The organism is Aeromonas sp. R7-2 (assembly GCF_040908105.1).
GTDB classification, from domain to species: domain Bacteria; phylum Pseudomonadota; class Gammaproteobacteria; order Enterobacterales; family Aeromonadaceae; genus Aeromonas; species Aeromonas caviae.
This window is the reverse complement of the sequence record NZ_JBFODC010000020.1, coordinates 295,316-308,616: the sequence shown is the minus strand read 5'-3', so window position 1 is coordinate 308,616 and position 13,301 is coordinate 295,316. Positions and strand designations below refer to the sequence as shown.

Below are 13,301 nucleotides of genomic sequence, written 5' to 3'. Positions count from 1 at the left end.
AAGAACCGGGCTCCGATGAGCGGACGGTCCTTGAATACGGCGGCGCATTGTGCATTCGTGATGCCCCCTTGACAAGCATATCAAGGGAGCAAAAACGCATTTTTTTGCACGTGGGCGAACGCGGTCTTCCGGATCAGGCCAGGGAGGCGGACAGGGCCTGCTCCAGCAGGTCCAGCCCCTCGTCGACGATGGCTGCCGGGGCGGTCAGAGGGGCGAGGAAACGGATCACGTTGCCACGCACGCCGCAGGCCAGCAGCACCAGCCCCCGCTTGCCCGCCTCGGCCACCAACCGCTTGGTGAGATCCGGGTCCGGTCTGGCGGCATCCCCCTCCTTCACCAGCTCCATGGCCACCATGGCGCCGGGGCCGCGGATGTTGCCGATGCAGTCAAACCGTGTCGCCAGCTGGTGCAGGCGTGCCTTGATCTGCTCCCCCTGGGCCAGGGCCTTCTGGTTCAGGCGCTCCTCCTCGATCACCTCCAGCACCGCCAGGGCGGCGGCGCAGGCGATGGGGGAGCCCGCATAGGTTCCCCCCAGGCCACCGGGCTTGGCGGCGTTCATCACCTCGCTTTTGCCCACCACGGCAGAGAGCGGGAAGCCGCCGGCCAGGCTCTTGGCGAGCGTCATGATGTCGGGTTCGACACCGCTGTATTCGGTGGCGAAGGTCTTGCCGGTGCGACAGAAACCGGTCTGGATCTCGTCGCAGATGAGCAGGATGCCGTGCTGATCGCAGATCTTGCGCAAGGCCTGCAGGAAGCTGGCGGAGGCGGGGTAGAAGCCCCCTTCCCCCTGCACCGGCTCGATGATGATGGCGGCCACCCGGGTGGGTTCGATGTCGGCGCTGAAGCAGAGATCCAGCGCGGCCAGGGCATCGTCTTCACTCACTCCCAGGTAGTCGGCGGGGAAGGGGAGGTGATAGACCTCCCCCGGGAAGGGGCCGAAGCCGGTCTTGTAGGGCACCACCTTGCCGGTGAGGGCCATGCCCATCATGGTGCGGCCGTGGAAGCCCCCCTTGAAGGCTATGGTGCCGCTGCGACCGGTGTGGGCGCGGGCGATCTTGATGGCGTTCTCCACCGCTTCGGCGCCGGTGGAGAGGAAGAGGGTGCGCTTGGGGGTGGGGCCGGGCACCAGGGCATTCAATTTTTCCGCCAGCTCGATATAGCCGGGGTAGGGGGTGACCTGGAAGCAGGTGTGGCTGAACTTCTCGAGCTGCTCGCGCACCGCCGCCACCACCTTGGGGTGGTTGTGGCCGGTGTTGAGCACGGCGATGCCGGAGGCAAAATCGATGTAGCGGTTGCCTTCCACGTCCCACAGCTCGGCGTTGTGCGCCCGGTCGATGAAGACCGGCAGCAGGGTGCCGACCCCCTGGACCACGGCCGCTTCGCGGCGGGCCTGCCACTGCTGGTTGTTGCTTGAATGACTCATCTTTCCTCCCTGAGGGGCATGGGCCCCCGCTGTTCCTGTGCCATCTGGCCATATGTGTGCCGCCAACTGCCCTCGGGCAGGGCGGCCTGTTCGCAAAAGGGGGCCCCGGGTGTGCCCTCAGGGCCCACAAGGCGCTCGGTCGTGACCGGCGACCCCCTCTTTCTATCTGTAAAAGCGATAGGCTGCGTCATAACGCATCTGTTTTAACGATGCGATAGCCCTTTCATTTCCCTCAGCGAATGCCGCCAAAGCAGAGGTATTTGGTCTCCAGGTACTCCTCCAGCCCTTCGGCCGCCCCTTCCCGGCCCAGTCCCGACTCCTTGATCCCGCCAAAGGGGGCCAGTTCGGTAGAGATGATCCCCTCGTTGATCCCCACCATGCCGTATTCGAGCCCCTCGGCCACTCGCCACACCCGGGCGATGTCGCGGCCATAGAAGTAGGCGGCCAGGCCATAGGGGGTGTCGTTGGCAAGCGCAATGGCCTCGGCTTCCGTCTCGAAGCGCACCAGAGGGGCGACGGGCCCGAAGATCTCCTCGTCCAGAATGGGGTTGCCCCGGGTGACCTCGGTCAGGATGGTGGGGTGATAGAAGAGGGGACCGGCGGGGTGGGCGTCGCCCCCCACCAGCACCCGGGCACCGGCGGCGACCGATTGCTGCACCAGCTCGGCCACCTTGCTGGCGGCGGCCGGGTTGATGAGGGGCCCGATCTGGACACCCTCGCCCATGCCGTCCCCCACCTTGAAGGCCTTGACCGCGGCGGCGAGCTTCTCGGCGAAGGCGTCGTAGACGCTGGCCTGCACCAGGATGCGGTTGGCGCAGACGCAGGTCTGGCCGGCGTTGCGGTATTTGGACGCCAGGGCCCCGGCCACGGCGGCGTCGAGGTCGGCGTCGTCAAAGACGATGAAGGGGGCGTTGCCGCCAAGCTCCAGGGAGAGGCGCTTCATGGTGTCGGCGCACTGGCGCATCAGCAGTTTGCCGATGCGGGTGGAGCCGGTGAAGGAGAGCTTGCGCACCACGGGGTTGCTGCACAGCTCGTTGCCCACCGCGCTCGCCTGATGGGAGGTGACGATGTTGATGACCCCGGCGGGAATGCCCGCCTGCTCCGCCAGTACCGCCAGCGCCAGGGCGCAGAGGGGCGTTTCGGCGGCGGGCTTGATGACGATGGTACAACCGGCGGCCAGCGCCGGACCCGCCTTGCGGGTGATCATGGCGATGGGGAAGTTCCAGGGGGTGATGGCGGCCACGACCCCCACCGGCTGCTTGATGGTGGCCAGGCGCCGATCGGCGGAGAAGCCGGGGATGGTGCGGCCATAGGCACGTTTGCCCTCTTCCGCGAACCACTGGATGAAGCTGGCGCCGTAGGCCACCTCTCCTTTGGCTTCCGCCAGCGGCTTGCCCTGCTCGCAGGTCATGATGCGGGCGAGCTCCTCCTGGTTGGCCATGATGCGCTCGAACCAGGCGTAGAGTTTGCTGCTGCGCTCCTTGGCGGTGAGGGCCGCCCAGGCGGGTTGCGCCGCGTGGGCGGCCGCGATGGCGAGGCGGGTATCCTCCCCGTCCATGTCGGGCACCTGGGTGATGACCTGGCCGGTGGCCGGGTTCAGGACCTCGAACCGGCGCCCGCCCAGGGACTCGCACCAGCGGCCGTCGACATAGGCCAGGGATTTGATCAGGGAGAGAGCAGGTTGTGATGCTGACATAAGTAAGGGGCCTCGATAGTGGGTCTGGGTGGCGCGTTTATGTGGGCACCGCCGTATAGAATAATAAGCACGTAATGACCATAAAATGAGCCGAAATGTTTTTCAAGTGTTAAATATATTTGAGTGAACTGGGCGTCACATGCTAGAAATGGGGCTGTTAGCGCGATTGTAGCGGTTTTCATTGCGCAGGGTGTGCAAAATAATGAACGCTCTGGGTTGTGCAGGATAGTGAACGGGGCTGACGTTCCTGACTCACTATATTGACCAGTCGGCCCCAGGTATTCGAATGACCATGGAAGGAGGTGGGCGATGGAGCAATCCCGTGGCGAGGTCCGGTGGCGGACCATGACGGACAACCCCCTGGCGGAGCACGAGAGAAACATGGGGGAGCGGCTTGCCCGGATCCGCAGGGAGCTTGGGCTCTCCCAGCGCCGGGTGGCGGAGCTGAGCGGCCTGACCCACGGCGCCATCTGCATGATAGAGCAGAACAAGGTGAGCCCCTCGGTGGCCTCCCTGCAAAAGCTGCTGAGCGTCTACGAGCTGCCGTTGTCGCGCTTCTTCGCCGAAGAGGAGGTGGCGAGCACGCCCAGCGTGGTGATCAAGGCGGAGCAGCTCATCGAGCTCGGCAGCCAGGGGGTCTCCATGAAGCTGGTGCACAACGGCAACAATCGGCGCCAGCTCGGCTTCATGCTGGAGACCTATGCCCCCGGCACCGACACCGGCGGCGTGGTGAAGCATCAGGGGGAGGAGGTGGGCACCGTGCTGGAAGGGTCGGTGTTGCTGACCCTGGCCGGCCAGACCTATGAACTGTGCGCCGGGGACAGCTATGTCATCGACACCGGCGAGCCCCACAGTTTCAGCAATCCCTCGGGGCAGGTCTGCCGCATCGTCAGCGCCCACACCCCGGCCAGCTTTTAATGTGAACAACCCGTTGTGTTGGAAACGAACCGGTAAGGAAACAGGGATCATGACCGAACATGTAAAGAGTTACTACGCAGCCAGTGCCAACAAACACGCGCCCTATCCCACGCTCACCGAGCAGCTGGAGTGCGACGTCTGCGTCATAGGCGCAGGCTACACCGGCCTCTCCAGTGCGCTGCATCTGGTGGAGAAGGGGTACAAGGTGGTGGTGCTGGAGGCGGCCAGGGTCGGCTTTGGCGCCAGCGGCCGCAACGGCGGCCAGATCGTCAACTCCTACAGCCGCGACATCGACACCATCGAAGCGAACTGCCCGCCGGATCAGGCCAGGCTGCTCGGCTCCATGCTGTTTGAGGGGGGCCAGATCATCCGCGAGCGGATCAAACGCTACAACATCCAGTGCGATCTGCAGGAGGGCGGGGTCTTTGCCGCCGAGACCGAGAAGCAGCTTCACGAGCTCAAGGCGCAGAAGGCGCGCTGGGAGAAGTGGGGCAACGACCAGCTGGAGCTGCTCGATGCCGACGGGGTGCGCGAGGTGGTCGCGAGCGATCGCTACGTCGGCGCCCTGCTGGACAAGAGCGGCGGCCATATTCACCCTCTCAATCTGGCGCTGGGGGAGGCGGAAGCCATCCGCATGCAGGGGGGGCTTATCTTCGAGCAGTCCGCCGTCACCAGCATTACTCCGGGTCAGCCGGCGTTGGTCAAGACCGCCAAAGGGGCGGTGAAGGCACGCTTTATCGTGGTGGCCGGCAACGCCTACCTCGGCAATCTGGTGCCGGAACTGGCCAGCAAGAGCATGCCTTGCGGCACCCAGGTGATCGCCACCGAAGTGCTGGGAGAGGAGCGGGCCCGTTCACTCTTGCCACAGAACTACTGTCTGGAGGATTGCAACTACCTGCTCGACTACTACCGCACCTCCGGCGATCACCGGCTCATCTATGGCGGCGGCGTGGTCTACGGGGCGCGGGATCCGGCGGACATCGAGCGGCTGATCATCCCCAAGATGCTCAAGACTTTCCCGCAGCTGGCCGACGTCAAGGTGGAGTACACCTGGACCGGCAACTTCCTGCTCACCCTGTCGCGCCTGCCGCAGTTTGGCCGCATCGGTCACAACATCTACTACATGCAGGGCTACAGCGGCCACGGCGTCACCTGTACCCATCTGGCGGGCAAGCTGCTCTCCGAGGTGCTGAGCGGTCAGGCGGAGCGCTTCGATGCGTTCGCCAGGCTGCCGCACTACCCCTTCCCGGGTGGCCGCCTGCTGCGCATCCCCTTCACCGCCGCCGGCGCCGCCTGGTACACCCTGCGCGATCGCCTGGGGGTGTGATGTCACCGATGGCCCGCTAGGCTGGCTGGCGACAACAAGAAGAGGGAGGCGTTATGCCTCCCTCGTTTTTTGTCGTCAACCTGCCCGGGCACGGGGCTAGAAGCGGTAGGGGAAGCGGATCCCGATGGTGTAGTCCGGTGCATCCGTGGTGAGCCCGGCAGACCAGTTGACCGCCATGGAGAGGTTGTCGGTGATGGCCCAGGTCGACCCCATGCCAAAGCTGGCGGCGTTGGCATCGGAGCCGGTGACCTTCTCCATGGCAAAGCCTTCGGACCCCTGCTCGGACTCCATGGTGACGCGCTGGTTGATGTTGAAGGAGAGGCTGAAGCGTTCGTTGAGGGCGAATGCGACCCCCAGGCCATATTCATACCAGTCCCCCAGCTGGATGCTGCCGGGCTGGTTGCCGGGCTGGTAGGAGATATCGTCAAAGTCCTGCTTGAGGCTGTGACCATAGTTGAGGCTGGCAAACAGGATGGCGGGATCCATGGTCTTGACCAGGGAGAAGCCGGTGGAGAGCTGCCAGAGCCCGTTGCCGGTGGCGAGCTCCTTGGGGGTCACCAGGTTGCCCGATTCCGAGGTGTTGATCTCGATGCCGTAAGGATCCTTGCCGGTCGGCGCCTTGGCCCGGAAGTTCCACACCAGATCCGGCCAATCCTCGCTCTCGGCCATGACCCTGTAGTAGATGGCGAGGCTGAGATCCCCCAGACCGCCATCGCTGACGCTCTGCTCCTCGAAGTCGCGGCTGGAGTTCTCCTTGCCGGTGCTCTGGTAGTTGGTGTTGCGGAACATGTAGGGGAGGGCCAGCTCCAGTTGCCAGCGATCGTTGAGGGTGTAGCGGGTGATGACATCCGCCGTCCACTGATCGGAGCGCACCCGATCCAGGTTGATTTCGCCAAGGAAGATGGCGTCCAGGGCGAGGAAGCCGCGCAGGGCGAGATCCTTGCGGTTGTAGTGCTGATAGGAGAGGCCCACATCGACGGTCAGGGCGCGGTCGAACACATTGTGCTGTTCGATCATCAGGTCTTCGGTACTGCGGCCGACCTCCGGCGTGCGCCGTGAGGCGTCCTGCTGGGTGGAGGCGACGGCGGCCCCGGCTCCGACCCCGGCGGTTGCCGTCGTGGCACCGGCTGCCTTGACGGCCTCCAGGCGAGCCTGGAGCTGATGAAGGGCCTGGTTTTGCTGGATCAGTTGCTGGCGCAGGAGATCCAGCTGTTGTTGCAGGGCCTCCTCCTCGGCCGTGGCCCCCCAGCAGGCGAAGGGGGCGAGGGCAATCAACAGCATGCGAGACTGTTTCATCGGGATACGTCCTTGTTGTTTATCATCCTTTCTGATGGTTCAGCCCCCGGGCTCACCGGTGCTCAGCGCGAAAACCAGATGCGGGTCTGATTGAGCGTCTGCAAACCGTCCCCTCTGACCTTGTTGAACTGCAGCAGCCCCCGGCTGAAGTCGGTACCGCGCAGGCTCTGCTCCAGCAGGACCCGGCCGTCGGAAGAGTGTAGTTGCAAGCCGGCATAATTCCCTGAGACCCGATAGGTGGCGGTGCCAAGATCGCCCTGATGCTCGTAGCTGCCCGCCTGAACCAGGTGTCCCGTCATAGTGGGGGTGGTCAGTTCAATACCGGTCTGGTTGACCGAGCTGTTGCCACTCCCCTCCAGTTGAACGACCTGCACCAGCCCGGCCCCCTGCACCTGGGTCTCCTTGGCGGGCGTGGCCGCGGGCTTGACCTCATCCTTGACGCGCACATCCAGCTTGGGTTTGTTTTGCACAATGCTCAGCGCCAGGTTCATGGCCGCCGTCTGCTGGGCCTGGGCCGTGGTCAGTGACGAGATGAACTCGATGCCGAAGTAGCTGATGCCATGGCTGCTGACATAGCGGCCGCGCAGGTGGGCCAGCTCCCCGTCCGCCAGTTCGGGCGCAAAGTGGTCTGACAGATGGGCCAGCGGGTCCGGTGCTGCCAGCAGCGGAGAGGCGATGCCACCCAGGCTGCAGAGGAGGCATAGGGCGGGTCGGGTATTCATGATGACCTCACATTAGCTCTTTGTGCTGAAAACCGAATTCCAGCAGGGATGTTTCATTGACCGGGGCGAAGAGCCCATCCTTGCCTCTGACAGAGAGCGGGGGAGAGGGGTTGGCAAGGGGGGCATCGGGACGATAGCCCGCGCCGATGACGGCGAGGAGGATGCCGTTCCAGCTCTCCTTGAACTCCTTGAACGTGATCACCCGGTTGCCGAGGGCCGGGTCTGCCAGATAGACGCGATCGTGGCGATCGATGGCCCGCAGCACGGCAAAGTGCTGATAGCCGCGAATGTTGAGCAGGACGATGGTGGGCACCCTCACCTGGCGCAGTTTTTCATCGCCCAGTCGATACCCTCTGACCCGCATGCCGAGCATTTGCAGGTACTGCTTCATGTCGAGCATGGAGAAGCCGTAGTGCTTGACCTGCTCCGGGTCTGCCATGGCAAGCATGCCATCCATGACCCAGCGTTCATTGGTTGCATGGCCGTAGGCGTAGCGCAAGATGGTGGCGACGGCGGCGGCCCCGCAGCTGAAATCCGTATGTTGGCGCTCGATGTTGGCGTACCGACGCTCCAGAATGCTCTGCACCGGTTTGTTGAGATCCCCCAGCGCCGGGAGATGCTCCCCCAGTGGCACCGAGCCCGCCCAGACGGCAGGACAGCACAGCAACAGCAACAGCCAGCGCATTCAGACCTCCAGTGTCAGGGAAAAAGGGGGCACTGGGCCCCCTCGCATCGACTTACTTGGCAAACCCTGCGGCCAGCGAGAGATTGTTCGCTTGCAGGTTGTTGGTCCCCGAGGAGACGTTCACCCCGATGTTGCCCACGGCACCGTTGAAGGCGCCGCCATCGATGGTTGCCCGGTTGAAGGTTTCGCGGCTGGTGTAGGTGTTGACCACGGGAATATACCCGACGGCGTACCCACTGAGCTTGATGTCACCCTCTTCCTTGAACTCGAACTTGCCATCATCTTTCGGGTTGTTGTTGCCGTACCTGTCGTTGTCATTGTCGTGGTCATGTCCTTTCTTGACATCATGACCGGTACCGCCCCCCTCGTAATCGCCCCAAGCCTTGAGACCGAGGAACACACCCGCCTTGTCAACCGTCTTGGTTGCACTCAGGCTTTGGTTTTCGGTCATGTTCTTGGAGACGCTCTGGCTGTTGGCCACGGTGGCCACGGCCATGTTGCCGGTGGACACGGAGGCTGCCATGTTGTTGGCCTGGACGTTACCCGAGCCCGAGGTCACGTTGACCCCGATGTTGCCTGCGGCATCCTTGAAGGCCCCATCGCCCACACCGGCCTTGTTCTGATGGCCGTGATTGGTCGTCCAGTTGTTGCTGGCGCTCTGGGTGGAGAAGACCTCGGCATCCGACGATCCGCCAGGGGCGCCATGTTGTTGTTGACCACGACCCATGATGAACTCGGCATCGACCTCATCATAGGCGGCCAGGGAAGCGCTGTTGCCCTGTACGTTGGAGTCACCGGCTGCGACGTTGGCGCCGATGTTACCGGATGCACCCTTGAACGAGCCGTCGATCTTGCTCGTGTTCTCCGTTCTTGTATTGGCGGTGCCTATCATGGAACTGGACTGCTGGTTGTCCACGACGGCCATGCCGAGTTTGTTGACGTTGATGTAGCCGCCGACATTGACCCTGCCTTCGTATTCCACATCGACTTCTGCCTTGACCTTCTTGGTCAAGGTTGCCCCTGTCTCATCTCTGTCACCGCGGTAATCGGCGGATGCAGTGCCCGACATGGCCATGATGACCGCGGCGGCTAATGAGCTATAAATAAGTCCACGCATAATGAGTCTCTCCATTGAACTTTCAGCGGAAGATATGCCCATCGGCTGATACCCCCGGGCCTGGCTTCCTATCCCTGCGGCATCATGGGGATGCCGTTACTGCGCCAGCCAGGGGCAGGGAAACCATGTTGACTGACTGGTTTCCCTGTCCCGTGACCTGGTTCACCTGAATGACCCCCTTGCTGCCCGTGAGGGCGGTGTCATCCAGATAGATGCTGGTAGTGGTGTTGGCGGGGGGCTTTCCCCCTGGGGTCTTCGCGACGCTGGAGCTGAGATTGATGTCGGTCACGACACCCAGGCCGCTGTCATCGAGGGACAGGGCGAAGGCGTTCAGTTGCTGGTTGCCCTCACCCGCCCCCTGATTGATGCCGACCAGTCCCCGGTTCTGGCTCAGGGCCGAGCCCAGGATGGCGACGCTCTGGCTGCCGTTCAGATTGGTGGTGGATTGATTCAGCTGACCAAATTGAATGACGGCCGGACCCGAAATGGCGATGGCGGCAAGATTGCCTTGTTGGTTGTTATTGCCGGCAACCATATTGACGCCCATGGAACCACGAATATTGCTCAATGCCTGAGCACCGAGATCGACCCGGTTTTGTGCCATTGAGGGGGTGGCAAATGCCAGAAAAGGAAATGCTGCCAATGCAATATATATTTTCATGTTCTGTCTCCATATGCCAGGAGGGCTTATTGGAGAGAGCAACGACCATGCCAATTTACAACCATATGATTTTTAGTTGTTTTTTATTTGATATAATTGTTTTTACGTCTCAATGTTGAGAGCGACATATTATGTCGTGAAGTAAGCGCTTATTTATCAATGGATTTATTTTTTCTCACGGATAATTTGGCTGTCTCAATATTGTGGTGCCATCAATCTAAAGGCGGGATGGTTTATAGTTATCATCGTCTGGCCATATTAAATGGCGCCATTTGATGATAAAGGGAGTTATCTGGACAAGTCGTCAGACTCCTTCGTGCAGTGGCGATAACAAGGAGTTGTCCCTATGACAGAAACGGCATTGTTGCTCATCAATTCATGTGCCGTACTGGAAAGCCTGCTGGAACAAGGCGAGTGGCAGGTGGAGCAGGCAAGCTCCCTGGTGGTGGCAGAGAAAAAACTGCAGGAAAAGGACTATCCCCTGGTGCTGGTGGTGATCGAGCATCAGCAGCACGAAGCCCTCTACAACCTGATTGCGCAGCACTCCGGCGCCTTGTGGATCGGCCTCATCCAGCGGGACTGTCTCGCCAGCGAAGCCCTTCGCAATTTGCTGGCAGCCTGTTTTCATGATTTTCACACCTTTCCCCTGGACAGAGACAGGCTCTCCCACAGCCTGGGACATGCCCTGGGGATGGCGCGCCTCATCCGGCGACACCGCCCCCGACTGCAACCCCAGCTGCGTTTCATCCAGGGGGAGAGCGCCCCCATCCGCCAGTTGCGCGACCAGATCGTGCGGTTGCAGCATTGCCGCCTGCCCGTACTGGTGACGGGACCGAGCGGCACGGGCAAGGAGCTGGTGGCCCGGGAGCTGCACTACAGCACGTTCGGGGAGGAGAGCCCTTTCGTGGCGGTCAATTGCGGGGCCATGCCCCATCAGCTCATCCAGTCCGAGCTGTTCGGCCACGTCAAGGGGGCCTTCACCGGGGCACAGCACCACAAGATAGGCAAGATAGAGGCCGCCGATGGCGGCACCCTGTTTCTCGACGAGATAGGGGAGTTGCCACTGGAGGATCAGGCAACCCTGCTGCGCTTCTTGCAGGAGCAGTGCATAGAGGCGGTGGGCAGCCACCTGACGCGTCGTGTGGATGTGCGGATCATCGCGGCCACCAATATCGATGTGGAGCAGGCGGTGGCCAGCGGCGGCTTTCGCATGGATCTCTACTACCGGCTCAACGTGGTGCGCCTGCGCACCCCGGCCTTGTGTGAGCGGGCGGAAGACATCCAGCTCCTTGCCGATGACATTCTGGCGGAAGTGCGGGGCGGGCGGGTGCTCAGCTTCACCCGCAAGGCGCGCCAGGCCATGCAGTCCTATGGCTGGCCGGGGAATGTGAGGGAGCTGCGCAACCGGGTGCAGCGGGCGGTGGTCATGTGCAGCGGCCCCTTCATCGAAGCCGATGACATGGAGCTGACCAACATGGACAGCCTGCTGCTCGACGGCTCGCTCAAGGCGGTGCGCGAAGCGGCGGAGCGTCAGGCCTTGCAACGGACGCTGGCCCGCTTCCCCGATCAGCTCGAGGAGGTGGCCCGCACGCTCGATATCTCCCGGGCCACCCTCTATCGCCTGCTGGACAAGCACGATCTGCTGTGAGGGGACGGCAATATCGCCCCGTCATGCAAAATGCCCGGGCAGCAGGCCCGGGCTTCTTGTCTGGCCCCGTCGTGGGGACTCGTGACTTCCGATGAGCTTCAGGCCATCTCCATGGCGAGGTGACAGAGTCGCCGCGCAGCCTCCTCCTCGCTCTTGACCACCTGATGCACGCCGCGCACGCGCAGATGATGCACCTCCTCGTGCTGGTGGGCACAGGCGGCGATGCGCATCAGGGCGCCGTATTCCTGCGCCCTGATGGCTATCTCACCGGCCAGCAGGCTGTCATCCAGGGTGATCAGCAGCCAGCTGGCGTTGGGCAGCGCCGCCGTCAGCAGATCCTGCTGGATGGGATGGCCCGCCAGACAGGTGATCCCCATGGCGCGCCAGGGGGCCAGCAGTCGCTCGTCGGTATCGATCACCACCATCTCCCTGCCTTGTTCATGCAACTGCCGGATGAGGTGCTGACCTATCTCGTCGGCGCCCACTACCACCACATGGCCCTGCAAGGGGCAGAGGTGAGGTGACCCATCGGTGCGTGGATCGGGATGGCGCCTCAGCCAGCGCTCCGCCTGGTTGAAGACCAGCGGATTGAGCACGATGGAGAAACAGGCGCCGACCAGCACCAGATCACGGGCGACTCCGGGGACCAGCTCGAGCATGACTCCGAGACCCATCAGGATGAAGGAGAACTCCCCCACCTGTGCCAGGCTGGCGGAGATGGTCAGCGCCGTGCGCTGGCTGTGGCCAAAGAGCCGCACGATGGCGAAGGCGGCCACGGATTTGCCGATCACGATGACGAACAGGGTGGCCAGCACGGCCAGGGGCTCGCGCAGCAGGATGACGGGGTCGAACAGCATGCCCACGGAGACGAAGAAGAGCACGGCGAAGGCGTCCTGCAGGGGCAGGGTGTCGTTGGCCGCCTTGTGGCTCAGATGGGAGCTGTTCATCACGACGCCGGCGAAGAAGGCGCCGAGGGCAAAGGAGACGCCAAACAGCTTGACGGCGCCAAAAGCGATGCCAAGGGAGCAGGAGAGGACGGCCAGGGTGAACAGCTCGCGGGAGCCGGTGGCGGCGGTGCGGGCCAGCAGCCAGGGGATGAGGCGTCGCCCGCCGATGACCATCAGGGCGATGAAGGCAGCCACCTTGGCCAGGGTCAGGCCGATATCCGCCATCACCTGGGCCGGGGTCAGTGCCTCGCCCCCCTGCTGCAGGTTGGCGAGGATGGGGAGCAGTACCAGGGCCAGCACCATCACCAGATCCTCCACGATGAGCCAGCCGATGGCGATGCGTCCCTCGTTGGTGTCGAGCTGGCCGCGGCTCTCCAGGGCGCGCAGCAGCACCACGGTACTGGCGGTGGAGAGGGCCAGGCCAAACACCAGGCCGGCGGTCACGGTCCAGTCGAGCAGTTGGGAGAGGCCAAGGCCGAGCAGGGTCGCAAGGGTTATCTGGACGATGGCTCCCGGGATGGCGATGTGTTTCACCGACAGCAGGTCTTTCACGGAAAAGTGCAGGCCGACACCAAACATCAGCAGGATGACGCCGATTTCGGCCAGCTCGGGGGCGAGCCGCAGGTCGGCGACATAGCCCGGCGTAAAGGGGCCGCATACCACGCCGGCCGCGAGGTAGCCCACCATGGGGGAGATGCGCAGGCGGCTTGCCAGCATGCCGAAGAGGTAGGCCAGCACGAGGCCGCCTACCAGGGTGGTGATAAGGGGGAGTGAGTGGTCCATGTCGTCACCTCGCTAATGGCAGTCAGGGGCTACCAGATCACCCGAAGGCGAAGAGGGCAGCTGTCAATGAGCAGGGGG

The 13,301-nt window shown here is 63.0% G+C and carries 11 protein-coding genes; 3 read left to right on the top strand and 8 right to left on the bottom strand.

Annotation, left to right across the window (positions count from 1 at the left end):
* Positions 1–133: 133 nt before the first annotated feature.
* Both gabT and AB5Y47_RS06765 read right to left on the bottom strand, forming a co-directional pair.
* Entirely contained in the window at positions 134–1,423 is a 1,290-nt protein-coding gene (gene gabT / locus AB5Y47_RS06770; protein ID WP_109112432.1) for a 4-aminobutyrate--2-oxoglutarate transaminase, read from the bottom strand.
* A 232-nt stretch (positions 1,424–1,655) separates the two neighbouring features.
* Entirely contained in the window at positions 1,656–3,119 is a 1,464-nt protein-coding gene (locus AB5Y47_RS06765) for an NAD-dependent succinate-semialdehyde dehydrogenase (RefSeq protein ID WP_109112434.1), read from the bottom strand.
* Between the two features lie 309 nt (positions 3,120–3,428).
* Between AB5Y47_RS06765 and puuR the strand changes: the two genes are divergently transcribed.
* Positions 3,429–4,037 carry an HTH-type transcriptional regulator PuuR gene (gene puuR / locus AB5Y47_RS06760; protein WP_029314011.1) on the top strand — a complete coding sequence of 203 codons (609 nt, stop codon included), beginning with the start codon at positions 3,429–3,431 and terminating at the stop codon, positions 4,035–4,037.
* Between the two features lie 49 nt (positions 4,038–4,086).
* Positions 4,087–5,364: an FAD-binding oxidoreductase gene (locus AB5Y47_RS06755; RefSeq protein ID WP_042014744.1), complete on the top strand. Its 1,278-nt coding sequence runs from the start codon at positions 4,087–4,089 to the stop codon at positions 5,362–5,364.
* A 96-nt stretch (positions 5,365–5,460) separates the two neighbouring features.
* On the opposite strand, the gene AB5Y47_RS06750 is transcribed toward AB5Y47_RS06755, so the two are convergent.
* The 5 genes from AB5Y47_RS06750 to AB5Y47_RS06730 all read right to left on the bottom strand — a co-directional run bounded on the left by AB5Y47_RS06750 (position 5,461) and on the right by AB5Y47_RS06730 (position 9,845).
* The gene (locus AB5Y47_RS06750) at positions 5,461–6,660 is read right to left on the bottom strand and encodes a transporter (RefSeq protein ID WP_041213311.1); all 1,200 of its coding nucleotides are present in this window, start codon (positions 6,658–6,660) and stop codon (positions 5,461–5,463) included.
* Between the two features lie 62 nt (positions 6,661–6,722).
* Positions 6,723–7,382, bottom strand: coding sequence for a hypothetical protein (locus AB5Y47_RS06745; RefSeq protein ID WP_069651683.1), 660 nt, complete (start codon positions 7,380–7,382; stop codon positions 6,723–6,725).
* A 7-nt stretch (positions 7,383–7,389) separates the two neighbouring features.
* Positions 7,390–8,067, bottom strand: coding sequence for a C39 family peptidase (locus tag AB5Y47_RS06740; RefSeq protein WP_039039335.1), 678 nt, complete (start codon positions 8,065–8,067; stop codon positions 7,390–7,392).
* Between the two features lie 52 nt (positions 8,068–8,119).
* Entirely contained in the window at positions 8,120–9,079 is a 960-nt protein-coding gene (locus AB5Y47_RS06735; RefSeq protein WP_081331937.1) for a hypothetical protein, read from the bottom strand.
* A 187-nt stretch (positions 9,080–9,266) separates the two neighbouring features.
* A complete protein-coding gene (locus AB5Y47_RS06730; protein ID WP_223924172.1) occupies positions 9,267–9,845 on the bottom strand; it encodes a hypothetical protein in 579 nt (192 codons plus the stop codon).
* 346 nt (positions 9,846–10,191) lie between these two features.
* On the opposite strand from AB5Y47_RS06730, the gene AB5Y47_RS06725 reads away from it, so the two are divergent.
* Positions 10,192–11,493: a sigma-54 dependent transcriptional regulator gene (locus AB5Y47_RS06725; RefSeq protein ID WP_010673560.1), complete on the top strand. Its 1,302-nt coding sequence runs from the start codon at positions 10,192–10,194 to the stop codon at positions 11,491–11,493.
* A gap of 98 nt (positions 11,494–11,591) precedes the next feature.
* On the opposite strand, the gene ybaL is transcribed toward AB5Y47_RS06725, so the two are convergent.
* Positions 11,592–13,223, bottom strand: coding sequence for a YbaL family putative K(+) efflux transporter (ybaL, locus tag AB5Y47_RS06720; RefSeq protein WP_139737264.1), 1,632 nt, complete (start codon positions 13,221–13,223; stop codon positions 11,592–11,594).
* Positions 13,224–13,301: the final 78 nt, after the last annotated feature.

Bases quoted from the DNA above. Each gene is read 5' to 3' on its own strand.
- gabT (WP_109112432.1), bottom strand. From the start codon at position 1,423: ATGAGTCATTCAAGCAACAACCAGCAGTGGCAGGCCCGCCGCGAAGCG.
- AB5Y47_RS06765 (WP_109112434.1), bottom strand. From the start codon at position 3,119: ATGTCAGCATCACAACCTGCTCTCTCCCTGATCAAATCCCTGGCCTAT.
- puuR (WP_029314011.1), top strand. From the start codon at position 3,429: ATGGAGCAATCCCGTGGCGAGGTCCGGTGGCGGACCATGACGGACAAC.
- AB5Y47_RS06755 (WP_042014744.1), top strand. From the start codon at position 4,087: ATGACCGAACATGTAAAGAGTTACTACGCAGCCAGTGCCAACAAACAC.
- AB5Y47_RS06750 (WP_041213311.1), bottom strand. From the start codon at position 6,660: ATGAAACAGTCTCGCATGCTGTTGATTGCCCTCGCCCCCTTCGCCTGC.
- AB5Y47_RS06745 (WP_069651683.1), bottom strand. From the start codon at position 7,382: ATGAATACCCGACCCGCCCTATGCCTCCTCTGCAGCCTGGGTGGCATC.
- AB5Y47_RS06740 (WP_039039335.1), bottom strand. From the start codon at position 8,067: ATGCGCTGGCTGTTGCTGTTGCTGTGCTGTCCTGCCGTCTGGGCGGGC.
- AB5Y47_RS06730 (WP_223924172.1), bottom strand. From the start codon at position 9,845: ATGAAAATATATATTGCATTGGCAGCATTTCCTTTTCTGGCATTTGCC.
- AB5Y47_RS06725 (WP_010673560.1), top strand. From the start codon at position 10,192: ATGACAGAAACGGCATTGTTGCTCATCAATTCATGTGCCGTACTGGAA.
- ybaL (WP_139737264.1), bottom strand. From the start codon at position 13,223: ATGGACCACTCACTCCCCCTTATCACCACCCTGGTAGGCGGCCTCGTG.